Raw genomic sequence first — 25,937 nt, forward strand, 5'->3', positions numbered from 1 at the left:
TGCTCCCTCCTTACTTCCCAACAACATCTTCTAGTTGTTGTTCACTCCACACATCAATTCCTAATTTCTCTGCTTTTTCCAATTTTGAACCAGCATCTTCTCCAGCAATGACAATATCTGTCTTCTTACTGACGCTTCCAGTAACAGTGCCACCCAGCGACTCGATTATTTCTTTTGCCTCTTTTCTAGAAAACTTCTCCATCTTGCCAGTAAGCACAACCGTTTTCCCTGAAAATACACTATCCGTTGCCTGTTCTGATTTACGTGGTCCTTTATATTCCATTTGAACTCCTAGTTCACGCAGAGTGTTTAAGAGTTCTGTAACTTTTTCTTCAGCAAAATATTGTACAATGGAATCAGCCATCTTATCTCCAATCTCATCTATAGCTAATACCTCTTCGTATGTTGCTTTTTGAAGGTTTTCCATTGTTTCAAATTCCATTGCCAGCGTTTTCGCTGCTTTCGCACCTATAAATCGAATTCCTAATCCGAATAACAGACGCTCCAATGAATTATATTTCGATTTTTCAATTGCTTCTAAAAGGTTCGTAACTGATTTTTCTCCCATTCTTTCTAATTGTAAAAGTTCTTCTTTATTAAGTCGATAAAGATCCGCCATAGTTTGAACCAAATTTTCTTGGAATAACTGAATAATTACTTTTTCACCTAGTCCGTCAATATTCATTGCATTGCGAGATACGAAATGAATTAAACCTTCCATTAATTGAGCAGGGCAATCCGGATTGATACAACGAAGAGCGACTTCTTCTTCCAGTCTCACAAGTTCATTGCCACATGCAGGGCATTCATCAGGCATATGGAATTCTTCTTCATCTCCAGTTCGTTGTTCGACTACAGACCGAACTACTTTTGGAATAATATCCCCGGCTTTTTTTATTACTACTTTATCTCCAATTCGGATATCCTGTTCGCGAATTAGATCTTCATTATGAAGAGAAGCTCGCTGAACAGTTGTACCTGCTACTCGTACTGGGTCTAATATTGCTGTCGGCGTGACAACACCCGTTCTTCCAATACTCAATTCAATATCTCGAAGAGTTGTCATTGCTTCTTCTGCCGGAAATTTATATGCAATCGCCCAACGTGGACTTTTTGCTGTAAACCCTAATTCATCCTGCTGATCAAGACTATCTACTTTGATTACTATTCCATCAATTTCATAAGAAAGATCATTACGATGTTCTGTCCAATAGTTTACATAGTCAATGACTTCTTCAATGGTATTACATTTCTTCCATTCCTTGTTTGTTTTAAAGCCCAATTCTTTTAAGTGAGTTAAATGCTCACTATGAGATGTAAGTTCGCTATTCTCCCATTCACCTACACCGTACAGGAAAATATCTAAATTGCGCTTTGCAGCAATTTTTGGATCCAGTTGGCGCAATGATCCGGCAGCAGCATTTCTTGGATTTGCAAAAGGTTCCTCTTCATTTTTCTCACGTTGATCATTTAATGCAAGAAATGATTTATGTGGCATATATGCTTCTCCACGAACCTCTAAGGTACCTTGTTCTTTAATCGATAGAGGAATACTGCGGATTGTTTTTAAATTCGAAGTAATATCTTCTCCAATAGTTCCATCCCCTCGAGTTGCTCCTCGAACAAACTTGCCATTTTCATATGTAAGAGAAATAGCAAGACCATCGATTTTAAGCTCACATACAAAGCTGATGGGCTGGTCTGTACCGTTACTAGCACGTCTTGCAAAATCACGTAAATCTTGTTCATTAAATGCATTCCCAAGACTTAGCATAGGAACATTATGGGTTACTTTTTGAAAAGATGCTAACGGAGCTCCACCTACACGCTGGGTAGGTGAATTTTCCATAACTAGATCTGGAAAGTCCTGCTCCAATTGCTGTAACTCTCGTAATTTCTGATCGTATTCCGCATCAGGAATAGTAGGATTATCCAACACATAATATTCATATCCATATTGATTTAATAATTCAATTAAGGATTCTATTTTCTTACTTGCTTGCTCTTTATTCATTTTAATTGCCCCTATTCTTCCTTCGTAATTGGTGCAAATTTCGCTAGTAACCGTTTGATTCCAATAGGTGCAGGGAAGGCAATATCTAATTCCATTTTTTCTCCTTCACCCTGTACTTTGACAACCGTTCCTATGCCCCACTTCTTATGGTTTGCTTTTTCACCAACAGCCCATGTTTTACTTTCAGCACCTGAAGAACGTTGCATTTTTTCAGCACGTCGCTTCCTTGGAGCTGGTTGTAGTGGGGAACGGTCGAGAGATTTTGCGCCAAACATCGGTTTATCCATTTCATCCAAACCATCAATTAACTCTTTTGGTATTTCATTAATAAACCTACTTATTGGATTCATATTCGTTCTACCATACAGTGTACGCATCTTTGCATGTGTTACATACAATTCTTTTTCTGCACGTGTAATCCCTACATAAGCAAGTCTTCTTTCCTCTTCCATCTCATCTTCATCCATGATGGACCGACTATGCGGGAAAACATTTTCTTCCATTCCTATTAAGAATACTACAGGGAATTCTAATCCTTTTGCCGCATGTAAAGTCATCAATGTGATTTTTTCATTATGGTCTGGATCTTCTTCATCGACACGATCAATATCAGCAACTAACGCAAGGTCGGTTAAGAAAGCAATAAGCGTCTTATCTTCGCTTGCTTTTTCAAAATCTTTTGTAACTGTCATGAATTCTTCTAAGTTCTCTAACCGACTTTGTGCTTCAATGGAACGCTCATTTTTTAACATTTCTTCATAACCCGTTCGTTCTAATACAGCTTCTACCATATCTGTAGCTGTTAGGAACTCTTGTTGTTGGGATAAAGTTCGGATTAAATTTTCAAAGCCCGCTAGTGCATTCGCTGCCTTTTTGGATACACCTGTAAAGTCGACTTCTTTCACCGCTTCATATAATGAGATATCATGATCTGCAGCATAAGCTTGTAGTCGTTCAACCGACGTCTTACCAACCCCGCGTTTTGGTTCATTCACTACACGTACAAAACTAATATCGTCATCTGGATTCACAATTAATCTTAGATAGGCAATCATATCCTTAATTTCTTTACGATCGTAGAACTTCATGCCTCCAACCATTTGATAGGCAATACCTGATTTTAATAAAGTATCTTCTATCGCACGTGATTGTGCATTTGTTCGATATAAAATGGCAACATCACTCGGCTGATAATCATTATTTCTTATTAACTGTTGGATCGTATCCGTGACATAGAGCGCTTCTTCTTGTTCTGTTGCGCCTTGATAATAGTTTAGATTTTTCCCATCAATATTATCCGTCCATAAGTTTTTCGGCTTTCTGCCAGAGTTGTTAGAAATCACCTGATTCGCAGCTTGTAGTATAGATTTTGTAGAACGGTAATTTTGCTCTAATAAAACTGTTCGAGCAGAAGGATAGTCTTTTTCAAAAGTTAAGATATTTCCAATATCCGCACCTCTCCAACGATAAATCGATTGGTCAGAATCACCTACTACGCATAGATTTTGAAATCTACTAGCTAGTTGTTTCACTAAATAATATTGTGCATGGTTGGTATCTTGATACTCGTCCACATGTATATATTGAAAACGACGCTGATAATATTCCAACACTTCTGGAATACGTTGGAATAAATGAATGGTTTGCATGATCAAATCATCAAAATCAAGTGATTGATTTTTACGGAGTTTTTTTTGATACCCTTCATATACTTGAGCTACTTGACGATCATAGAAATTTCCAGCATTTTTCGTATATTCTTCTTCAGTAATCAATTCGTTCTTAGCTGAGCTTATTTGTCCAAGCATCGCACGAGGATCGAATTTTTTAGGATCGATATTCAAATTTTTTAATACTTGCTTGATTACTGATAATTGATCACTACTATCTAATATAGAGAAGTTAGTTGAATATCCAATTCGATCTATGTCACGACGCAAAATACGGACACACATGGAGTGAAAGGTGGATACCCACATGTACTCTCCTTGTGGTCCGACTAATTTGCTCACACGCTCTTTCATTTCTCGAGCAGCTTTATTCGTAAATGTAATGGCTAATATATTCCGTGGCGATACATCTTTTTCTCCCATTAAATATGCGATTCGATGGGTTAGCACACGTGTTTTTCCACTTCCTGCTCCTGCCATAATTAATAATGGTCCTTCTGTATGTCGCACAGCCTCTTGCTGTTGTTTATTTAACGTATTGATCATACTTTCCAATGATTGATTCATACGTACACCGTCCTTACTACTGTTTAATTCCCTTTAACTGCATCTACTGTTTTTAATGCTTCTTTGATATTGGTATAAATGCTATTGCCTACAATGATCGTATCAGCATATTGTTTCATTTCTTTCGCTTGTGTTGATGTTTCGATTCCTCCACCGTACAGAAGTTGGGTATTTTGAAGTTCTTCTTTTACTTCTTTTACCAACGTAGGATCTCCATATGTACCACTATATTCTATATAAAAGAATGGTAAGTGAAATACCTTCTCTGCCATATAGGCATATGCTTTTACATCATCAAGATCAGGCATTACACAATTTGTATATTGAAATGCCTTCGCATCTTCATTTAAAATACAGTATCCCTCAAAGTATACTTCAGCAAATTCCATCATGTCGATAAATTCTTTGATAGCTTTATGTTGAATATCCATCATGTATTTTTTTTCTTTTGAATTCAATACCATTGGAACAAAATAATAATCAAAACCTGGAGTTAACGTTTCTTCTTCTGAAACTTCTAATACAACGGGAACCATATGACTACGGCGTATCCTAGATAACAAATCTAGTACACCATCTAAGGTGACATTATCTGTTCCGCCAACAATAATAGCATCTGTTCCAGACTCACAAATTTGATCGAGATGTTCATCCGATATTTCTTTCGCAGGATCTAATTTAAAAATATGATGCCACTCATTTATATTTTTCAAACCATAATTCCTCCATCAATAAATTCATTACTTTATTATACCAAAAATAGTATACGGAATTTAGTGATTGAGCGAAATTTTTATTACGAACCATACTCTACCAAAATATCGACAAAAAAACACCCTCCTGTACGGAAGGTGCTTGCTACTATTCCTTTATATCCATTCGCTCTAACACTAGATTATAACCGTCACTACCATAGTTAATACAACGTCTTACTCTAGAGATTGTCGCAGTAGATGCTTTTGTTTCCTTCTCAATTGCACTATACGTTTTTCCTTCAGTTAGCATTTTCGCTACTTGAAATCGTTGTGACAATGACTGAATCTCTGACATCGTAGCAATATCATCAAAAAATTTATAGCATTCTTCTTTATCTTTTAACGATAGAATAGCATCAAATAAAAGATCTAATTGCTCTCCTCGTAATTTATCTATTTGCACGAAATTTCCTCCTTAACCTAAGCCCTACTGACCAGAAATAGTAACAGCTTGCTCCATTCCAGGATCTCCGCTTGGTACGACATTTACCCAAGTCATACCTGGAATCAATCCAAGTTCCTTACCATCTTTTACTGGTACAATTCTTCCGTCTCTATTTTCCCACTCTACCTTTTGGTATTGTCCATGCTGAATTAAATATGCAGATCCTCCACTCGTAAAATCAACTGCTCTTCTACCAGCATCATCAATAACTTCATGGTTAGTTTCTAAGATAAATATATTCTCTACAGATATTGGTTGTTCTGTTTGTAATTCAACCGTCTGTTCTCCATCACTCGAACGAGTATATGTACCTTTGTCTTCTTGGTACATATATTCTACCACATTTGCAGGATTACTACTGTAGATGACTTCAATACTACTCGCTGAATCACCAGACAAACCTTCTACATCCGTATCTGTTAAAAATTCAAGTGGTTCGATTGAATTTGATATTTCAAATCCTTCTTCACTTGCAACTTCGTTGACAGCTGGTAGTTGCAAGTATGAATTATGCGGTGCTTTTCTAAAACTTTCTCTTTTAAATAAATGCCCATCGTTATCATAAATCGATCCATTTAAATGATCAATTCCTTTTGAAGCAATGATATCATTTACAAAATTAGCAGCACCATGATATACATATATACTATTATAGCCATTCGCAATATCCGCATAATATTCTCTTGCACTTCGTACAGGGCCAACTACTTCTGGCAAATTACTTTGATATATTGCGAGAAATCGAGTAATTGTACCTTCAGCTAATATTTCAAAGACAATATCTGCATCAGATAAACCAGATTGAGGTCGAGCAGATCGGTGATTGTTAATCATCACACCAATCGGACGTTGATCAATATTCCCGCCTTCCGACACTATACCAGATAATGGATATACTTCTTGATTACGATTATCTGTCACTTGCTCTTTTTTATCTACACCTGGTTCTTTCTGTGTATTTGCCGTTGCATCATGATTGTCCTCTTCGCAAGCGATTAATAAAGAAATAATAAGCAATAAAACGAACCCTACTCTTTTCATAAACAACACCTTTTTGTGTATAAGTTATCTCTTATTATAGGCTACCTCATTGTTGCTGGAAAGAGTATATCACGATTTTTTACATCTAATAGTCCTTTCTGTGTAATCCTAAAGAAAGGCAGATGAAAAGCGGACAAGAATAATAGACTATAAACTGGATCATAAAAAGCAAATCCAAATTTTTGTAATGTCTCCTTCAGTTGTTTATCATACACTATCATTTGTTCCATTGGTTCATTTGGAAGAGATCCTCCAAGTGGTAATGGAATCTCCGTTAATATTTCACCATCATTAACTAGAATTATGCCACCTTTTAATTCTTTCAGTCGACTCCAAGCAATAAAAATGTCTTTTTTGCTATTTCCAATTATAATAATATCTCCCGATGCAGAATAACTACTGATAAGCGCTCCGAGTTTCGGTGCAAACCCTCGAATAATCGTATTTACTCTCCATTTTCCTTTTCGATCTATCAAGAGAATAAATTGTTCTCCTTTTTCTTCATTTAGTTCTTCAAAACTAACATCTGAATCGATCGTATATGGCTTAATAATGACATCATTGACTACATCCATCCCTACTGGAACAGAAAATTGTAAATCATCATCAGTTAATTCCCAATCAATATTCATTTCATTAATTTCATATTTACTCCAATCAATAATCGATGGAATATCGATTTCTTTTGCTTCTTTAACAATCCATTGCCCTTTCGCGAGGACACCGATCGGATTAGGATTAGCTTTTTCCTGCAGGATGTTCATATGTGCGATTCTACCTGGTGCAATGCTGCCAAGTTCCTCATCCATCCGCAGGTGTTTTGCAGCATGAAACGACCCCATGCGATACGCATCTTCTATTGGAATTCCTTTATCGATAGCAATCTGAATACAAGTATTAATTACTCCATCTTTCATAAAGTAAGGAGTCGGGCCATCCATCGTAAATGTTAGTTGATCGAATGTAGTTAATCCAGACTCTAGCAATTCTTCTAGAATAGTTGGCAAATCAGGCCGTATAGGCGAGTAGCGAAGACCTACCATGTATCCAAGTTGTAGACGATTCATCACGTCTTCTCCTGTCATTGCTTCATGATCGGCACTAATTCCTAATAATTTCATCTTTGTTAATGTTCGTAATGAAGCACCTGGCAAATGACCTTCAATTGGTTTTCCTTTTCGTTTTGTCTCTTGAATCCAATAAAGAAGTCGATCATCACCAGCCAACAAACTTGGCCAATCCGTTAATTCTCCACCTTGTACAACTGACGGATGATTTATCCAATCAAGCACATCATTTGTATTAATAAAATGATTCTCTTCTTGTAAGGTTGTCTGAGAATCATATCTAGACCACCAAAACATTGAAATTGGTAATTTGTTAAATTGATCAATAATAGAAAACGCTTTCTTTTTATTAGTTAGCAAATACCATGTCAAATTGTCATTAACTAGCGTAGTAGTACCTGTTTTCGCTGCATGCATAGCTGTTATTTCCGGATTTGCTAGTTGAAACGGATGAGCATGTGGTTCAATATAGCCTGGTACAATAAACTTACCTTCACAATCATAGACCTCTGTCTCTTGGGATTGATTTGGTAATTTTTCACCTACATATACAATACGATCTTCATAAATCCAAATATTCGCTTCTAACCATTGTTTCGTATGAACATTTAAGTATGTTGCATTTTTCAATAATAAAGTTGGTGATACTGTTCCATCAATCACCTTCACATGTTGTCGCAATTCTCGATTTCTCCAGTTCCTTCCGTTTTCCATACGGCAACTCTCCAGTAATTATAATTTCTTCCATTCTATCATATATAACGCTTTAATAGAGCAAAGAATGTGTATATTTTAGTAAAATTTACCAAATATTAATATTTTGGTGTTATGTTTTTGTTCCTACAACATAATAGAAATGTTTCATTTATGGGTATATACTAACATTATAATATACATATAGGGGGATTATGATGGATAACGTAGTATTAATTACTGGATCTGCCACAGGATTAGGTCGAGCAACAGCTTTAAAACTTGCCAGTGAACCCGCTACTGCAGAAGAAGTTGCTGAAGCAATGATATTTGCAATGAATAATGGAAAATTACTAAACGGCTCAACCATTAATTGTGCCGGGGGACAAATCTACACATAAGCTTTTAAGCTAGCTTGGAATGAGGGCAAGCTATTCTAAGATAGAGCGGTTCTATTTACCACTTTTCTAGATTTCTCAGGCTGTTTTCGTTTTTAGAACCGGTCTATTTACCACTTTTCTAGATTTCTCGTGCTGTTTTCGTTTTTAGAACCGGTCTATTTACCACTTTTCCGGATTTCTCGTGCTGATTTGGGTTTTAGAGCGGTTCTATTTACCACTTTTCCGGATTTCTTAGGCTGTTTTGGGTTTTAGAACTGGGTTATTATAGATCTCTAACGCAGCTTGGTATTAAAATCGCTCTCTCAAAGACTATTGGTGCTTCAGACATATAGCTGGTGGGCTTCCATTTACGGATCATTTTACGGAGGAAGCCTACACCTGCGCTACCCAAACTTTCTCTCACATTCTATATAAATTACCTAAGATCATCTCGGTTTATGTCTTATGTTCTAGTTTTGGTTACTGCTATATCTTTTCGATAAAAGAAAGAATCTGTGTTAATCGCTGTTTTCTCCAATTGATGATAAACGTTTGCAGAGGCTTTTTCGATTGTATCAGCTCGACTACCCACTAAAAGCACGCGGCCACCATCAGAAACTAAATTCTCATCATTTAATTTGGCACCGGCATGGATGACAAAGTCTTTTTGTTGCGGATTAAACTCTGGGATACGATGTCCTTTTTCATAATCATTTGGATATCCTTGAGAGGCGAGTACAACTCCTACACAAGCTTCGTCATACCATGTTAATTGCGGGTCTTTCTTCGCCAGTACATCTTGCATTACTTGTAATAAATCATTTTTAAGTAATGGGAGGACGACCTGTGTCTCAGGATCTCCGAAACGGGTGTTAAATTCAATAACTTTCGGTCCTTCTTTCGTCATCATCAACCCGGCGTATAAGATCCCGGTAAATGGACGCCCTTCTTCAATCATCCCATCTGCAGTTTTTTGTAAGATACGCTCAAAAGTAAAGTCATAATCTTCTTTTGATAGATCAGGAACCGGGGCGAATGCACCCATACCACCTGTATTGGGTCCTTGATCATGATCAAACGCACGTTTGTGATCTCTTGCAGCTAGCATAGGGTAGACGTGATTTTCATGAACAAAGGCCATTAAGGAAAATTCCTTGCCTTCGAGGTATTCTTCAATAACGACAGTTGCACCAGCATTAGAAAATGTTTTATCTACTAACATATCGTCAATTGCTTGATAAGCTTCCTCTTCTGTCATAGCCACGATTACACCTTTTCCGGCAGCTAATCCATCTGCTTTAATAACGATCGGAGCACCTTGTTGTTTTACCATTTTTTTTGCTTCGTTTACATCAGTAAATACACCATAAGCAGCAGTTGGAATTTCATACTTTTTCATAAAGTCTTTTGCAAAACTTTTACTTCCTTCTAATAATGCTGCTTCTTTGGTGGGAGCAAAAATCGCTAATCCTTCTTTGTGAAATTCATTTACAATGCCAGCGTTTAAAGGGTTTTCTGGTCCGACAATGGTAAAATCTACTCCGTTTTGCTTTGCAAATTCACATAAGTTATCGATATCCATCTCATCGATTTCCACACATGAAGCGTCATTCGCGATTCCGCCATTTCCTGGAGCAACATAAAGATTTACTATATTCGTATTCGTTTTTAGTTTTTTCACAATACTATGTTCTCTACCGCCTCGACCAACTACTAAAACATCCAAGATCGTCCCTCCTACTGTTAGTGTTTAAAGTGTCTGACTTTCGTATAGACCATGGAAATGCCAAACTGATTACAAACGTCAATCGAATCTTGGTCTCGTTTCGATCCTCCCGGTTGGATAATTGCCTTAATACCTGCTTTTGCAGCCGCTTCTACCGTATCTGGCATGGGGAAGAATGCATCTGAAGCTAATACCGCACCTTCACCTTTATCCCCTGCTTGCTTAATGGCAATTTCTGCAGCACCAATACGATTCATTTGACCTGCACCAACCCCAATAGTTTGTGAGTCTTTAGCAAGAACAATCGCATTCGACTTCACATGTTTCACTGCTTTCCAAGCAAACAACATATCATTGATTTCTTGTTTAGTTGGTTGTTGATTAGTAACCACTTCAAGATCCGCTTCATTTACTTCTTTTGCGTCATAAGCTTGGATTAATGCACCGCCATCTACTGTTGTTAAACGATTGGACTGTTTGTCATCAGTTGTAACATCTAACTCCAATAGTCGTATATTTTTCTTTTGAGTTAAAATTTCTAGCGCATCCTTATCAAAAGATGGTGCCACCACAATTTCTAAAAAGATCTGACTTAATTGTTCCGCTGTAGCAGCATCTACAGGTTGATTACAAGCTACAATTCCTCCGAAAATCGAGATTGGGTCTGCATGATATGCACGTTCAAATGCTGCTGATATCGTCTCTCCAATACCTATTCCACAAGGATTCATATGCTTTACTGCGACTGCAGCAGGTTCTTCAAACTCTTTTACAATCTCTATGGCTGCATTCGTATCCTGAATATTGTTATAAGAAAGCTCCTTACCATGTAGTTGCTTCGCAGTTGCTAATGTAGATCGAGATTGAATGGGTTCTTTATAAAATGCAGCTTTCTGATGCGGATTTTCTCCATATCGTAAGTCTTGCACTTTTTCATACGTAACTGTATAGCTTTCTGGATATTGCTCCCCAGTCTGAGATAGGAAATAATTCGCTATCATTGCATCATAACTAGCAGTATGACGAAATACTTTTGCTGCTAATTGCTGACGAAATTCATATGTATCTGTTTCGGATATAATTGCTTCTAACACATGCTCGTAATCTGTTGGATCCGTTACAACAAGTACGTCTTCAAAGTTTTTGGCAGCAGAACGCAACATAGATGGGCCACCAATATCTATATTCTCAATAATATCTTGATGACTTACATCCGTTTCCTGCACGGTCTCTTTAAATGGATATAGATTAACGGCCACTATATCAATTGCTACAATGCCATGCTCTTCCATTTGAGAAAGATGCTCCTTGTTGGAACGTTTACCAAGTAATCCCCCATGAATCATTGGATGTAATGTTTTTACACGCCCATCTAACATTTCTGGGAATCCAGTTACTTCATCTACTGGTGTTACATGAATTCCCGCTTCAGCAATACTTCGTAATGTCCCACCTGTAGATAAGATTTCGAATCCACTTTCTTTGAGACCTTTGGCAAATTCGATTATATTTGTTTTATCTGACACACTAATTAACGCACGTTTACTCATTGTTATTCCCTCACTTTATTAGACACTACTTTATTAATTACTTTTGGATAAAGTTGATGTTCTACCTTCTGTATGCGTTTTTTTAATTTTTCTATTGTATCATGTTCTTCAATCATGACGCCTTCCTGAGCAATAACTGGTCCCGTATCCATTCCCGCATCAACAAAATGAATGCTAACCCCTGTTTCTCTCGCTCCTGCATCATATGCTTGCCCAATCGCATCCTTTCCAGGAAAAAAAGGCAACAAAGAAGGATGTATATTTAAGATTTTACTTTCATATTGGTCCAGCAACGTATTGCCAATCAGTCGCATATACCCTGCTAAAAAGATCCAAGATATACCATAATGCTGTAAATGACGGTAGATCATTCTTTCATATTCGGTCTTTGAACTGTATTCCTTTGGATTAAATACCAATGTTGGAATATTGTAACTAGCTGCTTTATCAATCACTAATGCTCCCGGTTTATCACATACGAGAAGAGTAATCTCACATTTCAAATCGGTTGCTTCCATTATTGCTTCAAAATTACTACCCGTCCCTGAAGCAAAAACAGCTGCTTTTATAGTCATAATGTAAAGTGCACTCCTTCCTCCTCTATAACTTTTCCAATCACATATGCTTGTTCATCTACTTTTTCAAGCAACTGTAATGCGGTAGAAACATCATCTTCTGACACAACGACAGCCATTCCAATTCCCATGTTGAACACACCATACATTTCTCTGTCGTCGATGTTTCCCTTTGCTTGTAGGAAGTGAAAAATCTCTGGTACATCCCAACTAGTGGATTCAATTAAAACGCCTAAACCTGCTGGAAGCATGCGGGGAATATTTTCATCAAATCCTCCCCCAGTAATATGCGACATTCCTTTTATAGATACTTTCTGTTTTAGCGCTTGAATCGTTTTTGCATAAATCTTTGTAGGTTCCATCACTGCATCTGATAACGGTTGATTTAGTCCAGGGTACGTTTGACGTAAATCGACATCCGCGATTAATTTACGCACGAGAGAGTAGCCATTCGAATGAATACCACTTGAAGAAAGTCCAATTACTACATCTCCAGATTTGATTTCTGAACCTGTAATCATCTCAGATTTCTCTACGATTCCTACGACAAACCCTGCTAAATCATACTCACTAGGTTCATACATACCAGGCATTTCAGCAGTCTCTCCACCAATCAATGCAGCCCCTGCTTGTTCACACCCTTTGGCAATACCAGAAACAATTGCTTCTATCCTTGTTGGATCATTTTCACCACAAGCGATATAATCTAAAAAGAATAGTGGGTCTCCACCTTGGGCGACAATATCATTCACACACATAGCAACTAAATCAATCCCAACTGTATCATGCTTATCTAAATCAATAGCTAGTTTTAATTTTGTCCCAACGCCGTCTGTACCGGATAGAAGAACAGGCTCCTTATATTGAAACGATGATAGGTCAAATGCTCCTGCAAAAGATCCAAGTGCCCCTAATACCTCTGGTCGGTGTGTACGGGCAATATGTTTTTTCATCCGTTCTACAGCTTCATAGCCTTTTTCTACATCTACTCCTGCTTGTTTATAGACTTCTGACATGGTAATCCCTCCACGTAACTTTCTTCTAACAACTTGTATAATGAATTTCCAATTCACCGTCTTGTTTTACTGGGTATTTACCAGTCATACAAGCCATACAAACACCTTGGTTAATTGTTTTGTCTTTTACAATTGCTTTTTCCAACCCTTGTTCTGATAAATAAGCTAACGTATCTGATCCAATAATGTCATTGATTTCATCAACCGAATAATTGGCTCCAATTAATTCTTGTTTAGTAGACATATCGATTCCGTAGTAACAAGGATTTTGAATCGCTGGAGAAGCAATCCGAACATGAACTTCTTTTGCTCCTGCTTCCTTTAACATTTGAACAATTCGCCGACTTGTTGTACCACGTACGATCGAATCATCAATCATAACAACTCGTTTTCCTTCAATGATACTTCGAACAGGTGAAAGCTTCATCTTCACACCAAGTTCACGTAATTCCTGTGAGGGTTGTATGAAAGTACGTCCTACATAGCGATTCTTTATAATCCCCATTTCATATGGAAGACCACTTTCTTCCGCAAAACCGATCGCAGCAGAGATACTAGAATCAGGAACACCGATAACGATATCCGCATCAATGGATGATTCTTTCGCTAATTCTTTGCCCATTTGCTTTCTAGATGCATGCACATTCACATAGTTCACATCACTATCTGGTCTAGAAAGGTAGACATATTCCATTGCGCACATACGGCGCTTATCTCTGGGTGCAAATCGAGTCGAGTGAATTCCATCGTCACTAATTGTAATCAATTCCCCGGGCAATACTTCACGTTCGAATGTGGCACCAATCTGATCAAAAGCACATGTTTCAGAAGCTACGACATAAGCATCTCCCAACCGACCTATAGAAAGCGGACGAATTCCTGCAGGATCTAATGCTGCAAACATTTTATCTTCTTGCAGGATGATATATGCGTACGCTCCGACAACACGATTCAGTGCACGAGCGATAGAGTCCTCGGTTACTTCTCCGCTCCGTTTAATTAAATGAGCTAATACTTCTGTATCCGAAGATGTCTGTAAAATGCTTCCTTCTCTTTCTAATTCTCCACGCAGTTCATGTGCGTTCATTAGATTACCATTATGTGCTAACGCCATTCCTCCAGTTTGTGACTGAAATAATAAAGGTTGGACATTTTCAATGCCTCTGCCACCTTGTGTCGCATACCTGACATGACCTACAGCCACTCTTCCTGCTAAATCATCAAATTTCACGGGTTTGAACACATCATTTACAAGCCCTAATCCTTTATGTGCTTTGAGTTCTCTACCCGTATTGACGACAATCCCGGCACCTTCTTGTCCCCGATGTTGCATGGAATGTAAGCCATAATAAGTTAACTCAGCTGCCTTTTCATGACCCCAGATGCCAAAAACTCCACATTCTTCATTTATGCCTTTGATTTCAGCAAGCATGGAATAGCTCCTTTCCAAAGATTCTCTAATTCTTCGGTACCTTCTTGAATGATTATTTTATCGTTGATAGAAATAGATAATTCCCCTAGGTCAGTAACCTTCCCTAACTTAGTTGCTTCTGGAAAATGGTCCTCAAATGCATCCACATGTGTTTCATTGACGGAAACTAGGAATCTAGATTGAGATTCACTAAATAATTCTACGGTTGCTTCTCCTACTAAGTTAATCTCCGCACCAAGTCCTTTACCATTGAACAACGACTCTGCTAAAGCAATCGCCAGACCCCCTTCAGATATATCGTGTGCAGAAGAAATAATTCCTTCTTTAATGACTGTTAATAACTTTTCTTGACGTTCTGCTTCCACGTCTAAATCAATATGTGGTGCTTTTCCTTCATATTTCCCAGAATATAATTGCTGTAATTCCGATCCACCGAATTCAGCTTTTGCTTTACCAATGCAATAAATTACATCCTCTTTATGTTGAAAATAACTCGGTGTAATATGTTTCGTCGATTCATGCAACCCTACCATACCTACAATTGGCGTTGGGTAGATAGATTTTCCTTTTGATTGATTATATAAGGAGACATTTCCACTGATTACCGGTGTATGCAACGCATTACATGCAGCACTCATTCCTTCAACACTCTTCTCCATTTGCCAAAAAATCTCTGGATTCGTCGGATTACCAAAATTTAATCCATCCGTTAATCCTAATGGTTTTGCTCCTGAGCATACGATATTTCTCGCTGCTTCTGCAACTGCAATTTTCCCACCTGTTTCTGGATCAAGATAGATATATCTCGAATTACAATCCGTTGTCATTGCTAAAGCTTTATCCGTTCCTTTTATCCGAATAACTGCTGCATCCGAACCAGGAGTTACGACAGTATTGGTTTGTACCATCGAATCATATTGGTCATAGACCCACTCTTTATTGGCAATCGTCGGTTGTTGTAATAGCTGTTTTAACGTATTTGCATAATCTTCAATAGCTGGCGTCGCTATATCCATCTGTTGAAAAGCTTTGTAGTAAACTGCCTCTTTCGATGGCATATCATAGACCGGTGCATCATCAGCTAATGAATCAACAGGGATGTCGGCAACCACTTCGCCAAGGTGCTTAATACGAAATACCTTCTCCTCAATTACTTTTCCAACTGGCACAGATTTCAGTCCATATTTTTCGAATATATCGATAATTTCTTGTTCACGACCTTCCTGCACACAAAGCAGCATGCGCTCTTGAGACTCAGAAAGCATCATTTCATAAGCTGTCATGCCTTGTTCACGTTGGGGAACAAGATCCAAATTCATCTCTAAACCTGTTCCAGCTTTACTCGCCATTTCACTAGCAGACGAGGTTAAACCTGCCGCACCCATATCTTGGATACCGACCAGTGCATCGGACTGAATCACTTCTAAACAAGCTTCAATTAATAACTTTTCCATAAACGGATCCCCAACCTGGACAGCAGGTCTATCTTTATTGGAATCCTCCGCTAAGTCGTCAGAGGCAAATGTCGCACCATGAATTCCATCACGACCGGTTGGCGGCCCTGCATAAAGAATCGTATTCCCAATCCCTGCCGCTATCCCTTTTTGCACATCGTTATGATTAATCAACCCGACACACATCGCATTAACTAATGGATTATCTTCATAACTTTCATCAAATTGTACTTCTCCACCAACTGTTGGAACACCGACACAGTTCCCGTAACCAGCTATTCCAGCGACCACTTCGGAAAAAAGATATTTCGTACGATTATTTGTTAATGGTCCAAACCGTAGTGAATTCAGCGAAGCAATCGGTCGCGCCCCCATTGAAAATACATCACGAATGATTCCACCTACTCCAGTAGCCGCTCCTTGGTATGGTTCTACTGCAGATGGATGGTTGTGACTTTCTATTTTAAATACGACTGCTTGCTCGTCACCAATATCAATTACTCCTGCACCTTCACCAGGTCCTTGTAATACATGAGGCCCATCTGTAGGAAACTTTTTCAACAGTGGTTTTGACGTTTTATAACTGCAATGTTCTGACCACATTACGGAAAAAATACCTGTCTCTGTAAAATTCGGATGACGGCCGAGGATTTGTTTAATACGTTGAAACTCTTCATCGCTTAATCCCATATCAAGGTATAGACGGTCTTTCTCAATCTGTTCTGGATGTATATCATGCGTTAACTGCATAGCTGTCCCTCCAATTTGCGATCATTGATTTAAATAGTTTTAAACCATCGTCACTGCCAAGTAGTTCTTCTACAGCTCGTTCTGGATGAGGCATCATTCCAAGTACATTTCCTTGTTTATTTCGAATCCCTGCGATATTTTCAATCGAACCATTTGGATTATGTTTATATGTAAAGACGATTTGATTATTTGCTTTTAACGCTTGCAATGTGACATCGTCACAAAAATAGTTTCCTTCACCATGTGCAATCGGATAACGAACAACTTCACCTTTTTCATAAAGCGATGTAAAAAAAGTTTGGTTATCTTCTACAACTAATTCTTCTTGATGGCACATGAATGAAAGATGTTTATTTCTCATCAAAGCTCCCGGAAGTAGTCCCGATTCCGTTAATATTTGGAATCCATTGCATACTCCTAAGACAGGTTTTCCTTTCGATGCATGCTCTCGTATTTTATGCATGACATCTGAAGTAGAGGCCATTGATCCCGAACGTAAATAATCCCCATAGGAAAAGCCACCTGGAAGTAATATTCCATCTACATTTTCTAATTTACTTGTATCTGTATACCAAACAAGTTCTGCTTCAGCACCAGCTACTTCCTTTACCGCATGGTACATATCTCGATCACAATTTGATCCTGGAAACACGATGACAGCAAATTTCACGGTTTACTTAACCCCCTCTAAATCAAATTGATAGTTCTCAATAACTGGGTTTGCTAAAAGTCGATCACACATCTCCGTAATTCGTTCTTCAATATTTGGTCCCTCCTCCACTTGCAATTCAATATACTTCCCTACTCGAGCATCTTCAACCTCTTGGTATCCTAAGGACTGAAGTGATTCTTGAATTGCTTTTCCTTGTGGATCTAAAACTCCTGGTTTTAATGTGATATATACCGTTACTTTTTTCATACATGAACCTCCAAGCGATTTAGAATTTCTTGATATACAGTAATTAAGTCTCCCGTGCCTTGGCGAAATACATCTTTATCGAGTTTTTCATTCGTTTTTATATCCCATAGTCTGCAAGTATCAGGAGAAACCTCATCTGAAAGAAGTATTTCTCCTTCTTTATTTCTTCCAAATTCCAATTTGAAATCTACTAGTCGAACCCCGATAGATTGAAAGATTTCTTGAAGCGCTCCATTTACTACTCTCGCTTTATCTTTTATTTCAGCCAATTCAGTTTCAGTTATATCCGTTAAAAGCAATGCATGTTCATCATTGATTAATGGGTCTCCTAAAGCATCGTGCTTATAAAATAATTCGAGTAAAGGTGGAGTAAAAGGAATCTTTTCTTTAATCCTTAGCCTTTTCGTAATACTTCCTGTCGCAATATTTCGAATAACCACTTCTAAAGGAATAATATTAGTTTTCTGAACAATTTGTTGAGTCGAATCCAATCGTTTTATAAAATGTGTTTGAATACCTGCATCATGTAAGCGTTGAAAGATAAGGGAAGAGATCTCATTATTGAGTCTCCCCTTCCCTTCAAATTGACTTTTCTTCTCTCCATTAAAAGCTGTTGCATCATTCTTATAGGAGAGCACTAATTGATGTTCATCTTCAGAAGATTGATATACTTTCTTTGCTTTACCTTCATATAAAAGCGCTGCTTTCATATCGATTGGCCTCCTAGGAAATACCGATTTTTGTAAAGATTTGATCGACATTCTTCAAGTGGTACGTATAATCAAAACAATCATCAATTTCTTCTTGTGTTAACTTTCCAGTAATCCGATCATCACTTTCTACTAACTGTTTGAAGTGAGTCTCTGTTTCCCATGCTTCCATCGCCTTTGGTTGCACAATATCATATGCTTCTTCACGAGCCATGCCTTTATCAATCAAGGAAAGCAGCACTCGCTGTGAAAAGATAACTCCATGAGTTCGATCAATATTACGCTTCATATTTTCCGGGAATACCGTTAAGTTTTTTACGATGTTGCCAAAACGGTTTAACATATAATTTAATGCGATAGTCGCATCAGGTAAGATTACTCTTTCTGCTGATGAATGAGAAATATCGCGTTCATGCCATAAAGCGACATTTTCATAGGCAGTTACCATATATCCTCGAATCACACGAGCCATGCCCGTCATATTTTCAGATCCGATAGGATTACGTTTATGCGGCATAGCAGACGAGCCTTTTTGACCTTTCGCAAACCGTTCTTCTACTTCACGAGTTTCTGTTTTTTGCAAGCTACGAATTTCTGTTGCGAATTTTTCAATCGACGTTGCAATTAATGCAAGTGTCGATAAATATGCTGCATGACGATCACGCTGTAATGTTTGTGTCGATACCGGAGCTGGAGAGGTACCTAACTTTTCACACACATACTGTTCTACAAATGGATCTATATTTGCATAGGTACCGACTGCTCCAGAAATCTTACCAAATTCGATATTCTCAGCAGCCATTTCAAAACGCTCTACATTACGTTTCATTTCTTCATACCATAATGCCATTTTCAAACCGAATGTCGTTGGTTCTGCATGTACACCATGTGTACGTCCCATCATTACCGTGTGCTTATGTTCTCGTGCCTTTTCTTTTAAAATATCAACGAAATTATTTAAGTCTTTACGTAAAATATCGTTTGCTTGTTTTAAAATATAAGATAACGCTGTATCTACAACGTCTGTCGATGTTAGACCGTAATGTACCCATTTTCGCTCTTCACCTAATGTCTCAGACACAGCACGTGTGAATGCTACTACATCATGTCGTGTTTCTTCTTCAATTTCATAGATACGGTTCATATCAAAAGAAGCATTTTCTCTTAATTTCTTTACATCTTCTTTCGGGATTACTCCTAATTCACTCCATGCTTCACAAGCTAATATTTCAACCTCTAACCACGCTTTAAATTTATTCTCTTCCGTCCAAATACTACCCATTTCTTCTCTTGTATAACGTTCAATCATGAATGTATTTCCTCCTTGAAGTAATTCAGTTGTTTCTCTAATTCTTCTACTGTCTTAGCAGTGAATGTAATGTGTCCCATTTTTCGTTTTTCCTTCGGCTCTTCTTTTCCATACAAATGAAGAAAGCCAACATGTGATTCGGTAAGAAAGGTTTTTGCGTATTCTATATCATTGCCTAAAACATTAATCATAGCCGTTGGTCCATGTAATTCCACATTGATTAATGGTAAACCACAAATTGCCCGTATATGCTGTGCGAATTGCGAAACATTGCAACCTTCGATGGTATAATGACCTGAATTGTGAGGACGAGGAGCCATTTCGTTGACATAGACTTCTGTTCCTTTTACAAACATTTCAATAGCAAAGGTACCAACAATATCCATATGGTCCGCAATTTTTTCAGCTATCTGACAGGCAGATTCATGAATTTGGTGGTCTACGTTAGCTGGAACAGTTGTTTTGTATAGAATATGATCCCGATGCACGTTCTCAGCTAATGGAAAGAACTCGATATTTCCATTTATAGACCTTGTAAAGACTACCGATACTTCTTTATCAAAGGTAATCCATTGTTCAATAATGCAATACCCATGTTTCTTGAAAAATTGAATGGCTAGATCTTTTTCAGATTCATTATGAATTTTCAATTGCCCTTTTCCGTCATAGCCTCCTCGACACGTTTTAATTACTGCCGGGAAAGAAATGGAGTCAAGTGCATGTTCACATTCTTCTGTATTAGTAACAATATAATAGTCAGGGACTGGCAACGCTAAATCAGAAACTACGCTTTTTTCTTTTTCACGATTTTGAGTAACTTCTAATGCACGTGTTCCTTGTGGTAACTTTCCAGACTGATGAATAAGAGCAGCAGCTTGTAAATCCACATTTTCAAATTCATATGTAATCACATCACTACAATCCATTAACGCTTCAATTGCAGTCAAATCATTATAAGCGGCAACGATTTGTTGATCTGCGATGTGTGCAGTAGGACAATCTGGAGTCGGGTCTAAAACAACAATCTTATATCCCATATGCCGAGCAGCGATTGCCATCATTCTTCCTAACTGTCCACCACCGATAATTCCAATTGTTTGTGAAGGTAAGATCGTATTAGTAGTTTGCAAGATTTTCCCTCATTTCATTCACAGATTCTCGCATTTCTTCACGATACTTCTTTAGAGACTTCTCTGCACCTTCATCAAATGTACTGATGATTTGCGCAGCAAGAATACCAGCGTTTTTGGCTCCAGCTTTCCCTATTGCTACCGTAGCAGTCGGAACACCACCAGGCATTTGAACAATAGATAACAGGGAATCCAACCCTTGTAATGCTTTACTTTCAACTGGTACACCTATTACAGGTAATGTTGTTTGTGAAGCTACCATCCCTGGTAAATGCGCTGCTCCTCCTGCTCCAGCAATAATTACCTTTAACCCTCTGCTACGAGCCTGTTTCGAGTAAGCAAACATATCATCCGGCGTACGGTGTGCAGATATCACTTCTTTCTCATAAGAAATCTGTAATTCATCGAGTACATTACAAGTATACTGCATCGTTTCCCAGTCGGAAATACTCCCCATAATAACCCCTACTTGAGCCATCCAATCCCTCTTTCTATGTCTTTTTACAAACGAAAAAGTCTATTATCTTCCATCTATAATATATAGAGAGAAGATGAATAGACTTGTAATTAACGAACTTAATCATTTCATTAACGTTCATGTTTCATAGACTGAGATCGACGTATCGCAAGTCTTTAAAAACATAAACTTATAATGGAAATGATCCATCTTCCCTCATAGTCCAGCGATTTACGGTGCTGGGTAGAAACTTCTGAGCCATATTCTCAAATTTATATGAGGTTCATTTTCAATTGTCGGCTTAAGCATAACAAATCGAATACCAAAAATCAATATAATCTCGTACGATTTTATATATTTTTATTATAACGTTCGGGTTTTGCTATTTTTGTTCGTTTTTTGGTTCCTCTGTGTTCGCATTTTTGTTTTTCTTCGGATTCATTAACTTTCCTTTGCGAACTTGTTTTACCCAGAACCCGCCATGAATTCGTTTCGGTTCATATGATATTATAAATGCTTTCGGATCAATTTCTTGAATGGTTTCATATAACCGTAATTCATATTTTCGTGGGGTTAAAATTTGAACCGATAAACGATCGCCTTCTCTTCCATATGAAGACCAGCTCGTTACACCATATCCCTTGTCACGAAGTCGTTGTGTAAATTTTAAATCCGGATTCGCAGACACAACGTTCACAGTTATATAACCCAAAGCTAATTTTTCTTCGATTTTCGCACCAATAACTAAACCTGTTCCAAAACCAATAGCATAAGCAATTAGATTTTGAATCTGATCTAGATTATCTAATACGAGTCCTAATCCAACTACATAAATTACGATCTCAAACATACTTACAAATGCTGCAATATACGTTCTTCCTTTTAATGTTAAAATCATTCTTACTGTCATTAAAGATACATAAATAACATTTACCGAGAATATAATTGCCAACATAATAAATGCATTCTCTAACAAGGTAAATCCTCCTTTATCCTATCCATGTATTCCACCTAATTTATCATACATGGACGAATCCATGCCATTATACGACCTCTCTCAGTGGGAGGGGGAGATTTCCGCCCATTGCATGAGGCATAACAAGACGACATGTATAGGTCATACTTTAACCAATGAACCCCTGTATCGCAGTAACTAGACTGTATAACCCTAGCCCAGTGCATACAATTACTACTGCAGTTCCAATTATATTAACGATAGTGGAATTTGCATAGTTTCCTAGTAATTTCTTATTATTCATTATTACCATTAATAATATCGCAATACCAGGTAGTAATATACCATTTAACGCTTGTGCAAATAATAAAACATCCAACGGCTCAAATCGAAATACAAAAGATAGGATACCAATGATAATTACAGAAGAAAACACAGCTTTAAATTTCCAATTTTTCATTCCATTATCCCATTTCAACATACTGCTTACAGTAATAGCAGCACCTAATGCTGATGCAGTAGCTGAAGAAAATCCAGCAGAAAAAATCCCAATAGCTAGAAATGATTCCGCAAATCCACCAAGTAAAGGTTCTAATTGTATTGCTAAATCTATGACACTGCTAACTTCTACTCCACGCATCAGTGTTCCTGATGTAATTACGATTGCCATCGTAATCAAACCACCAACACCGATGGAAAAATAAATGTCTCTTCGTGAATCTTTCAATTGTTCAGGCCGCGACCATCTTTCTTGTACGGATGAAGAGTGGATAAATAAATTATATGGTACTACGGTGGTTCCAATTAACGCGATAATTGTAAGGATTGAACCAACTGGTATAGACGGTACAAACATTCCTGATAACACTCCACCTATATCTGGTTGAGCTATAAACATTGTAGTGATAAAGATAATGCTCATTAAAACAACAAAGAATACCATTAATTTTTCAATTAATTTATAACTTCCACTTAACCCGAGGAAGAGTATTAAAATTCCGACAATTGGTCCAATAATATTTATAGAAACCCCTGTTAAGGCCTCTAACCCTAATGATGTTCCTCTTAAGTCTCCACTCATATAGGCAGCACAGCCCACGTATATTGCCATAATGATAAATCCAATAATCGGATACTTTACCGCCGGATGGTTAAATTGATCTCGAGCAGCTTCAGCTAAACCTTTCTTTGAAATAATACCTAGACGTGCCGACATTTCTTGTAAAACAATAGTAGCCAAAATCGAGAATAAAACTGCCCAAATTAAAGCATAGCCAAAACTAGCACCAGCTTGTGTAGACGTTGTTACTGTCCCGGGGCCAATAAACGAAGCAGCAATAATGGCACCAGGTCCAACTGATTTCAGCTTTTGAATCAATGATTTCTTTTCCGTTTGTCCCGATTCCAGATTCGGATCTTCCATGGATACACCTTCCCCTCTCCTGAATACGTATTACCTTTCTTCTTCAAACGTATGAAAGATAAAATATTTCTATACCTTTTCCCCTCTCGTTATCATTCAAACATAGGCAAAATACCTTAATTATCGAATACTTTTATGAGGAAAATGTGTCTGTAAAATAAGAAAAAAAGCCATAGACTTTCTGTCTATGACTCTAGTTTTAATAATGATTCTTTCATTTCTAAGCCACCTCGATAACCGACTAACTTTCCATTCTTTCCAATAACGCGATGACAGGGAATGGCTATTAACAGTTGATTTGCACCAATTGCTCCTGCAACTGCTCGAACCGCATCAGGTCTTCCAATGTGCTTAGCAATGTCAGTATACGTAACCGTTTCACCGAAAGGAACTTCTTGTAGAGCACTCCAAACCTTCTGTTGAAAAGGTGTACCATAAGAATAATCAACTTCAAAAGAAAAATCTGTTACCTTGCCATCTAAATAACTCTCCATTTCTTTTACGGCGTTTTCTACAATTTGATCATCACGGATAAGTTCATAAGTAGGATATTTTTTCTTTGCCCATAATGTTAAATCATGGAAACCGGAATTATATCCTCCTATATAGTAAATCGCTTCATCGGTCCCTAAAATCCATATACTTCCATTATTGCGAGTAATCTTTGAATAATATAGTACGTTGTTCATAACACGTTCCCTCCTATTCAATAACCTCTTAATCGCTTCCTTAATGCTTTTCTCCACGTGAGTCCTAAAGCTTCACATTGAAACAATTCATCTGCAGCCCATAAATCTTCTCGATTGATATACATAATTTCTGAACAAGCTGCAATAGAAAATTGCGGGTAAGGTCGTTCCAGTAAGGTTAGATCCGTTTCCGCTTGAATGTTTCCTTCATTAACCACACGAAAGTACCATCCCGTGCGATAGCCATTTTCCACCTCTTCTCGCGTCACAATCCCTGGTTGAGAGACTTGTATTGTTGCTTCTCCAAATTGATAAATATCACCGACAAAAACAGAAAACTCGTCCATCTCTAATATGGAGAAATTCTCTTTTTTTTCTCCAACCCTATCACTAAATACAGTATCGTTACTCGTATTTGAATAATGCTTGATAGGAAAAGCAAATACTGCCTTATCTACATCTGACTTTTTTAAAGGTTCTAATTTCTCGATAAATCCATTTTTAGATAAATACATTTCACTTTCAATTAATTGACCTTGTTTGATAATCTTATGAACAAACGGTTCTTCCATACTGTCACCCAATCTTTGATTGTGTTATATTAAGTTTATTCTACTAAAAAAGCGACGGTTTGAAAATCTTTTAGGAGGGATATGATGACTTTACAAAAAGCAACATTTGCAGGAGGATGCTTCTGGTGCATGGTCAAGCCGTTTGACCAATGGGATGGCGTTCACCAGGTTATTTCAGGATATACTGGCGGAAAAGTTATGAACCCTACTTATGAACAAGTAAAAAAAGGGGATACCGGACATTATGAGGCTGTCGAAATCACATATGATGATTCGATAATCGATTATAATACAATACTTGATTTATATTGGAAGCAAATTGACCCAACCGATGATGGAGGTCAATTTCAAGATCGAGGAGAACAATATCGGACTGCGATTTTTTACCATTCCAAAGAACAGTGGGGATTAGCTGAAGCGTCTAAAGAAGAGCTTGCAACTAGCGGACGTTTTTCCAAACCAATTGTAACCGAGATAAAACCAGCTACTCCATTTTATCCAGCTGAAGAATATCATCAAGATTTTTATAAAAAGAATAAAGAAGAGTATGAAGAGGATCGAGCAAAATCAGGTAGAGATGAATTTATCGATGATAACTGGGAGTAATTCATATGCACCTTCAATATAATATCTATTTT

General features: G+C 37.7%; 24 protein-coding genes and 1 riboswitch. Of the genes, 2 read left to right on the top strand and 22 right to left on the bottom strand.

Annotation, left to right across the window (positions count from 1 at the left end):
* Positions 1–10 precede the first annotated feature (10 nt).
* The 6 genes from ligA to ABC346_RS19090 form a co-directional block, all read right to left on the bottom strand.
* Positions 11–2,014, bottom strand: a complete 2,004-nt coding sequence (gene ligA / locus ABC346_RS19065) for an NAD-dependent DNA ligase LigA (protein WP_413236359.1) — start codon at positions 2,012–2,014, stop codon at positions 11–13.
* Positions 2,015–2,025: 11 nt separating this feature from the next.
* A complete protein-coding gene (gene pcrA / locus ABC346_RS19070; protein ID WP_413236360.1) occupies positions 2,026–4,251 on the bottom strand; it encodes a DNA helicase PcrA in 2,226 nt (741 codons plus the stop codon).
* A gap of 23 nt (positions 4,252–4,274) precedes the next feature.
* Positions 4,275–4,964 (bottom strand): heptaprenylglyceryl phosphate synthase, encoded by a 690-nt coding sequence (gene pcrB, locus ABC346_RS19075; RefSeq protein ID WP_413236361.1) that lies wholly within the window; start codon positions 4,962–4,964, stop codon positions 4,275–4,277.
* Between the two features lie 148 nt (positions 4,965–5,112).
* On the bottom strand, positions 5,113–5,409 hold the full coding sequence (locus ABC346_RS19080) for a YerC/YecD family TrpR-related protein (RefSeq protein ID WP_413236362.1): 297 nt from the start codon (positions 5,407–5,409) through the stop codon (positions 5,113–5,115).
* A gap of 24 nt (positions 5,410–5,433) precedes the next feature.
* On the bottom strand, positions 5,434–6,492 hold the full coding sequence (locus ABC346_RS19085; RefSeq protein WP_413236363.1) for a DUF3048 domain-containing protein: 1,059 nt from the start codon (positions 6,490–6,492) through the stop codon (positions 5,434–5,436).
* Between the two features lie 41 nt (positions 6,493–6,533).
* A complete protein-coding gene (locus ABC346_RS19090; RefSeq protein ID WP_413236364.1) occupies positions 6,534–8,273 on the bottom strand; it encodes an adenine deaminase in 1,740 nt (579 codons plus the stop codon).
* 197 nt (positions 8,274–8,470) lie between these two features.
* On the opposite strand from ABC346_RS19090, the gene ABC346_RS19095 reads away from it, so the two are divergent.
* On the top strand, positions 8,471–8,653 hold the full coding sequence (locus tag ABC346_RS19095; protein WP_413236365.1) for a hypothetical protein: 183 nt from the start codon (positions 8,471–8,473) through the stop codon (positions 8,651–8,653).
* Positions 8,654–9,095: 442 nt separating this feature from the next.
* Here the strand turns inward: ABC346_RS19095 and purD are convergent, their stop codons facing one another.
* The 16 genes from purD to ABC346_RS19175 all read right to left on the bottom strand — a co-directional run bounded on the left by purD (position 9,096) and on the right by ABC346_RS19175 (position 25,299).
* The gene (purD, locus tag ABC346_RS19100; protein WP_413236366.1) at positions 9,096–10,358 is read right to left on the bottom strand and encodes a phosphoribosylamine--glycine ligase; all 1,263 of its coding nucleotides are present in this window, start codon (positions 10,356–10,358) and stop codon (positions 9,096–9,098) included.
* A gap of 17 nt (positions 10,359–10,375) precedes the next feature.
* Positions 10,376–11,908, bottom strand: coding sequence for a bifunctional phosphoribosylaminoimidazolecarboxamide formyltransferase/IMP cyclohydrolase (gene purH, locus ABC346_RS19105; RefSeq protein ID WP_413236367.1), 1,533 nt, complete (start codon positions 11,906–11,908; stop codon positions 10,376–10,378).
* A 2-nt stretch (positions 11,909–11,910) separates the two neighbouring features.
* Positions 11,911–12,483: a phosphoribosylglycinamide formyltransferase gene (gene purN, locus ABC346_RS19110; protein WP_413236368.1), complete on the bottom strand. Its 573-nt coding sequence runs from the start codon at positions 12,481–12,483 to the stop codon at positions 11,911–11,913.
* Positions 12,480–13,499, bottom strand: a complete 1,020-nt coding sequence (gene purM / locus ABC346_RS19115) for a phosphoribosylformylglycinamidine cyclo-ligase (protein WP_413236369.1) — start codon at positions 13,497–13,499, stop codon at positions 12,480–12,482. The genes purN and purM overlap by 4 nt, the downstream gene beginning before the upstream one ends.
* Positions 13,500–13,524: 25 nt before the next feature.
* Entirely contained in the window at positions 13,525–14,931 is a 1,407-nt protein-coding gene (gene purF, locus ABC346_RS19120) for an amidophosphoribosyltransferase (RefSeq protein ID WP_413236370.1), read from the bottom strand.
* Complete coding sequence (purL, locus tag ABC346_RS19125; protein ID WP_413236371.1) at positions 14,907–17,135, bottom strand: phosphoribosylformylglycinamidine synthase subunit PurL; 2,229 nt, start codon at positions 17,133–17,135, stop codon at positions 14,907–14,909. Before purL ends, purF begins: the two co-directional genes overlap by 25 nt.
* Positions 17,119–17,805 (bottom strand): phosphoribosylformylglycinamidine synthase subunit PurQ, encoded by a 687-nt coding sequence (gene purQ, locus ABC346_RS19130; protein WP_413236372.1) that lies wholly within the window; start codon positions 17,803–17,805, stop codon positions 17,119–17,121. Before purQ ends, purL begins: the two co-directional genes overlap by 17 nt.
* A 3-nt stretch (positions 17,806–17,808) precedes the next feature.
* Positions 17,809–18,054, bottom strand: coding sequence for a phosphoribosylformylglycinamidine synthase subunit PurS (gene purS / locus ABC346_RS19135; RefSeq protein ID WP_413236373.1), 246 nt, complete (start codon positions 18,052–18,054; stop codon positions 17,809–17,811).
* The gene (purC, locus tag ABC346_RS19140) at positions 18,051–18,764 is read right to left on the bottom strand and encodes a phosphoribosylaminoimidazolesuccinocarboxamide synthase (RefSeq protein ID WP_413236374.1); all 714 of its coding nucleotides are present in this window, start codon (positions 18,762–18,764) and stop codon (positions 18,051–18,053) included. The genes purS and purC overlap by 4 nt, the downstream gene beginning before the upstream one ends.
* A 13-nt stretch (positions 18,765–18,777) precedes the next feature.
* A complete protein-coding gene (gene purB / locus ABC346_RS19145; RefSeq protein WP_413236375.1) occupies positions 18,778–20,073 on the bottom strand; it encodes an adenylosuccinate lyase in 1,296 nt (431 codons plus the stop codon).
* Positions 20,070–21,203 carry a 5-(carboxyamino)imidazole ribonucleotide synthase gene (purK, locus tag ABC346_RS19150; RefSeq protein WP_413236376.1) on the bottom strand — a complete coding sequence of 378 codons (1,134 nt, stop codon included), beginning with the start codon at positions 21,201–21,203 and terminating at the stop codon, positions 20,070–20,072. Before purK ends, purB begins: the two co-directional genes overlap by 4 nt.
* The gene (purE, locus tag ABC346_RS19155; protein WP_413236377.1) at positions 21,190–21,681 is read right to left on the bottom strand and encodes a 5-(carboxyamino)imidazole ribonucleotide mutase; all 492 of its coding nucleotides are present in this window, start codon (positions 21,679–21,681) and stop codon (positions 21,190–21,192) included. Before purE ends, purK begins: the two co-directional genes overlap by 14 nt.
* A 178-nt stretch (positions 21,682–21,859) precedes the next feature.
* Positions 21,860–21,960, bottom strand: a riboswitch (purine riboswitch).
* An 82-nt stretch (positions 21,961–22,042) separates the two neighbouring features.
* Positions 22,043–22,636, bottom strand: coding sequence for a DUF2179 domain-containing protein (locus tag ABC346_RS19160; protein WP_413236378.1), 594 nt, complete (start codon positions 22,634–22,636; stop codon positions 22,043–22,045).
* Between the two features lie 148 nt (positions 22,637–22,784).
* Positions 22,785–24,038, bottom strand: coding sequence for an Nramp family divalent metal transporter (locus ABC346_RS19165; protein ID WP_413236379.1), 1,254 nt, complete (start codon positions 24,036–24,038; stop codon positions 22,785–22,787).
* A gap of 185 nt (positions 24,039–24,223) precedes the next feature.
* Positions 24,224–24,727 (bottom strand): methylated-DNA--[protein]-cysteine S-methyltransferase, encoded by a 504-nt coding sequence (locus tag ABC346_RS19170; protein WP_413236380.1) that lies wholly within the window; start codon positions 24,725–24,727, stop codon positions 24,224–24,226.
* Positions 24,728–24,744: 17 nt separating this feature from the next.
* Entirely contained in the window at positions 24,745–25,299 is a 555-nt protein-coding gene (locus ABC346_RS19175; RefSeq protein ID WP_413236381.1) for an MOSC domain-containing protein, read from the bottom strand.
* An 81-nt stretch (positions 25,300–25,380) separates the two neighbouring features.
* Here ABC346_RS19175 and msrA point away from each other — a divergent pair, with 81 nt between their 5' ends.
* Positions 25,381–25,905, top strand: coding sequence for a peptide-methionine (S)-S-oxide reductase MsrA (gene msrA, locus ABC346_RS19180; protein WP_413236382.1), 525 nt, complete (start codon positions 25,381–25,383; stop codon positions 25,903–25,905).
* The last annotated feature ends 32 nt before the right edge of the window (positions 25,906–25,937 follow it).

Origin of the sequence: Oceanobacillus phoenicis (assembly GCF_047238145.1) — a bacterium.
In the GTDB taxonomy this organism is placed as follows: domain Bacteria; phylum Bacillota; class Bacilli; order Bacillales; family Amphibacillaceae; genus Oceanobacillus.

What these genes read in the sequence shown, in the direction of transcription:
- ABC346_RS19165 (WP_413236379.1), bottom strand. Translation starts at nt 24,038, where the DNA reads ATGGAAGATCCGAATCTGGAATCGGGACAAACGGAAAAGAAATCATTG.
- purN (WP_413236368.1), bottom strand. Translation starts at nt 12,483, where the DNA reads ATGACTATAAAAGCAGCTGTTTTTGCTTCAGGGACGGGTAGTAATTTT.
- purH (WP_413236367.1), bottom strand. Translation starts at nt 11,908, where the DNA reads ATGAGTAAACGTGCGTTAATTAGTGTGTCAGATAAAACAAATATAATC.
- msrA (WP_413236382.1), top strand. Translation starts at nt 25,381, where the DNA reads ATGATGACTTTACAAAAAGCAACATTTGCAGGAGGATGCTTCTGGTGC.
- purF (WP_413236370.1), bottom strand. Translation starts at nt 14,931, where the DNA reads ATGCTTGCTGAAATCAAAGGCATAAATGAAGAATGTGGAGTTTTTGGC.
- pcrA (WP_413236360.1), bottom strand. Translation starts at nt 4,251, where the DNA reads ATGAATCAATCATTGGAAAGTATGATCAATACGTTAAATAAACAACAG.
- purL (WP_413236371.1), bottom strand. Translation starts at nt 17,135, where the DNA reads ATGCAGTTAACGCATGATATACATCCAGAACAGATTGAGAAAGACCGT.
- ABC346_RS19095 (WP_413236365.1), top strand. Translation starts at nt 8,471, where the DNA reads ATGGATAACGTAGTATTAATTACTGGATCTGCCACAGGATTAGGTCGA.
- ABC346_RS19090 (WP_413236364.1), bottom strand. Translation starts at nt 8,273, where the DNA reads ATGGAAAACGGAAGGAACTGGAGAAATCGAGAATTGCGACAACATGTG.
- ABC346_RS19175 (WP_413236381.1), bottom strand. Translation starts at nt 25,299, where the DNA reads ATGGAAGAACCGTTTGTTCATAAGATTATCAAACAAGGTCAATTAATT.
- purM (WP_413236369.1), bottom strand. Translation starts at nt 13,499, where the DNA reads ATGTCAGAAGTCTATAAACAAGCAGGAGTAGATGTAGAAAAAGGCTAT.
- purB (WP_413236375.1), bottom strand. Translation starts at nt 20,073, where the DNA reads ATGATTGAACGTTATACAAGAGAAGAAATGGGTAGTATTTGGACGGAA.
- purS (WP_413236373.1), bottom strand. Translation starts at nt 18,054, where the DNA reads ATGAAAAAAGTAACGGTATATATCACATTAAAACCAGGAGTTTTAGAT.
- ABC346_RS19085 (WP_413236363.1), bottom strand. Translation starts at nt 6,492, where the DNA reads ATGAAAAGAGTAGGGTTCGTTTTATTGCTTATTATTTCTTTATTAATC.
- ligA (WP_413236359.1), bottom strand. Translation starts at nt 2,014, where the DNA reads ATGAATAAAGAGCAAGCAAGTAAGAAAATAGAATCCTTAATTGAATTA.
- ABC346_RS19170 (WP_413236380.1), bottom strand. Translation starts at nt 24,727, where the DNA reads ATGAACAACGTACTATATTATTCAAAGATTACTCGCAATAATGGAAGT.
- purC (WP_413236374.1), bottom strand. Translation starts at nt 18,764, where the DNA reads ATGAAAGCAGCGCTTTTATATGAAGGTAAAGCAAAGAAAGTATATCAA.
- purE (WP_413236377.1), bottom strand. Translation starts at nt 21,681, where the DNA reads ATGGCTCAAGTAGGGGTTATTATGGGGAGTATTTCCGACTGGGAAACG.